This window comes from Deltaproteobacteria bacterium, from assembly GCA_003696105.1.
Lineage (GTDB): Bacteria > Myxococcota_A > Polyangia > Haliangiales > J016 > J016.
Genome location: RFGE01000369.1, coordinates 1 through 2,844 on the forward strand (window position 1 = coordinate 1; position 2,844 = coordinate 2,844).

Consider the following 2,844-nt stretch of genomic DNA (forward strand, 5'->3'; position numbering starts at 1 on the left):
ACCCGCCGGCAACGTCAGCTACCGCCTGCGACGGCCCTGGTTCAACGGCCAGACCCACGTCACCTTGCCACCCACCGCAGTTGTCCGTCGCATCGCCTGATTGATTCCCCCGCCGGACCACAACCTCCTGCGCTTCCACGGCCTGTGCGCGTCGCGCGCCGCCGACCGCGCCGCGTTCGTCGCCCTCGCCCCGTCCGCGCTCGCCGCCGCCGCGTCACCGATCGCCGCCGTCGCCGCCCCCGCCGCCGACGACGCGGACCCGCCGCCGCTGCGCCGCCGCATCCCCTGGGCACAGCTTCGCGTCCTCGACCTTCTTGCTCTCCCACCGCCGGATCCGCCAACCCCACACCAGCGAGGTCCAGATCCACGCGCCGATCATCGTCAGGGTAGCGGCTTGCGCCAGTCCTCGTGTTTGAGCGAATACGAGTACGCTTGGCCCACTCGCAGAAGCCCCACGGGCATCGGGGCCTTCGCCAGCGGGTTGTGAACCCACACCCAATCGCGGCCGGGTTCGAGGCCGCGCACTTCGGCGGAGTTCTTGATGTGATGTCGGCAGAACAGGACGGCACTGATGTCCTCGTAGGTGCGATCGAGAAAGTAGGTGTTGTGCACGCGCGCGCCGCTGTGCTTCGTGAGGTCGGGACCGACACCGAGGAGTGCCTGAACGATGCGGGGATATGGGCGGTCCTCCATATCTGCGAGCGGAACCTTGGCGCCGCTGATGGCGATCACCTTCACCTCGTCCCGGGAGCAGATGGCCTTCTCAATGTAGCCGGTAAACTTTCGGTGCTTCTCCTGGAATGCCGAGGTGTATCGAAGCATGATCTGCGAATCGGGGACGGCGCCAACCTGTCCCGGCGGAAGCTTTACCACCTTGTCGCTTCCGGAGCCCGCTGTCTCATCCTTTATTGACACGGGGGGCCGTTGGCACGACGTGGTCGGCGCGCCCGCGTCAAACCCTCGTGTGTGAGGTCTGGCGCGACTACGAGTACATTCGCGAAACGGGCGAGTTTGTGCGCTGGATTGGTGACGAGTACATTGCGCACTGCGAGTGGATCACGGGTCCGGTGCCGGATCCCCCCATCGACGATGACGGGTACGATGGAGGAATCGGGTACGGCATCAGCGGGAGCGACTACATCAAAAGCGAGTGCGACAAGTGCAAGAAGCAGCAAAAGGTCGCCGAGACGCGGGCTGCGAGTCGGCTGTCGGACTGCCGGGCGTCGGGCGAGCGGTGGGCGCGAGGCTTGTGCGGCGCGGGTTTGTGGCGCGGCCGCTCTGGCACCCACACTGTGCCAGCGACCATCCCCAAGGAGCCAGAGGAGTGGATCACGGTGTGCGACACCGAGTGGATCGAGGAGTCGCGCGGTCCCGGGCGCGGCAACGATCATGGGGTGACGTGTCCGCGCGGCACCGCGATCCGTCAGCGCGTTCGCGTCAGGGTCCCGAACCCCGTCTTCGAGGACTGCGTCGACGAGTGGACCGATGGATTTGACGCGACCACCGTCGACAGCGGCGGCTGGAGCGGCGGCGCCGAGATCGACCTCGACCCGATTACCATCGACATTGAGTATGGCGGCGAGCGGCAAACGACGACCGTGGGGCCCACCGAAGGGTACACCCAGATGTGCGACCGCATGAACGGCGCAGACTTCGCCAACGCGCAGGCAGCGTTCGCGCAGTGTGCCGCGAACGTGGAACGCAAGGCCAACGCGCTGGGCCAGGACGGGTTCATCTGTCGATCCACGACCACGACCCCGCGCGAAATGGTGGACGGCGCCGCGACGGCGGGCGGGTTCGTTCCGCTCACCAGCGCGGTCGAGGCGGGCCACCTGGGCGTAATCGTGCGCAGGCGGTTGTCGACGTTGCTGTGATCCATGACTGCCCGCATGAGCCGAATCTGTCTGATCGCCGCCGCTGTCGGGGCGATCGCGGTCGTGGCGACGCTGTGGTGGCGTGCTGACCGTGGCGGAGTCCCCCGCGCCGGGCGCGCGGGGGAACCGAAGGCGTCCTCGCGACAGCGGATCTCCGAAGCTCGCGGGCGAGCGCGCGCCGGCGCGGCGGCGCGCGACGCAAACCACTTCGATTCACAGCGTGCCGGCGCGTCGCCGCGGCTCCCGGATCCGCCCGCTGCGAAGCTGGTCCCGCCGATTCCTCCCGACCAGATCAACGACCGGTACGACGAGGTTCGAGCGCTGTACCGCGACAAGCTCCTGGCCTGGAAACGGGGGCAGGACGTGAGCGACGAGCAGTTCGCTCAGGTGCTCGACATCATCGCCGACGCACAGGACAACGCGAAGGCGACGCTGCGCGCGGCGTCGAAGTACGCGCGCGAGGCCAAGGCGCGTGGCGATTACGACCAGGCCGTCGAACTGCGACTGGCCATGGGTACCGACGCCGACGAAGAAGCGCACAGGCGCTTGGCGGAGGTGCTTACCGATGCGCAAATGTTCGCGTTCGAGCGCGAATTCAGCCTCAGAGCATTGCACAGCATGAACCTTGTGTCGCGCGGCGAATCTGTGCGGTGATGATCGCGACGTGCCGATCTTTGAGGGCTGCGTGGACGAGTGGACCGATGGATTTGACGCCACCACCGTCGACAGCGGCGGCTGGAGCGGCGGCGCCGAGATCGACCTCGACCCGATTACGATTGACATCGACTGCGGCGGCGAGCGGCAAACGACGACCGTGGGCCCACTGAAGGGTACACCCAGACGTGCGACCTGAACCGCCCCGGGAATTCCATCACACCCGCCGGCAACGTCAGCTACCGCCTGCGACGGCCCTGGTTCAACGGCCAGACCCACGTCACCTTGCCACCCACCGCAGTTGTCCGTCGCATCG

At 67.2% G+C, this 2,844-nt stretch carries 4 protein-coding genes and 1 pseudogene; 3 read left to right on the top strand and 2 right to left on the bottom strand.

The annotated features are described in order from the left end of the window. Positions 1-125: 125 nt before the first annotated feature. Both D6689_22670 and D6689_22675 read right to left on the bottom strand, forming a co-directional pair. Positions 126-266, bottom strand: a pseudogene (locus tag D6689_22670) (PE family protein). 115 nt (positions 267-381) lie between these two features. Next, positions 382-738 (bottom strand): hypothetical protein, encoded by a 357-nt coding sequence (locus tag D6689_22675; protein ID RMH36324.1) that lies wholly within the window; start codon positions 736-738, stop codon positions 382-384. Positions 739-962: 224 nt separating this feature from the next. Here D6689_22675 and D6689_22680 point away from each other — a divergent pair, with 224 nt between their 5' ends. Genes D6689_22680 through D6689_22690 form a run of 3 tightly spaced genes read left to right on the top strand, consistent with a single transcriptional unit; the run spans position 963 to position 2,727 of the window. After that, positions 963-1,874, top strand: coding sequence for a hypothetical protein (locus D6689_22680; protein ID RMH36325.1), 912 nt, complete (start codon positions 963-965; stop codon positions 1,872-1,874). Between the two features lie 15 nt (positions 1,875-1,889). Continuing rightward, positions 1,890-2,528: a hypothetical protein gene (locus D6689_22685; GenBank protein RMH36326.1), complete on the top strand. Its 639-nt coding sequence runs from the start codon at positions 1,890-1,892 to the stop codon at positions 2,526-2,528. A 10-nt stretch (positions 2,529-2,538) separates the two neighbouring features. Further along, entirely contained in the window at positions 2,539-2,727 is a 189-nt protein-coding gene (locus D6689_22690) for a hypothetical protein (protein ID RMH36327.1), read from the top strand. Positions 2,728-2,844 lie beyond the last annotated feature (117 nt).

Coding starts and splice junctions, on each gene's coding strand:
- D6689_22685 (RMH36326.1), top strand. CDS start 1,890: ATGAGCCGAATCTGTCTGATCGCCGCCGCTGTCGGGGCGATCGCGGTC.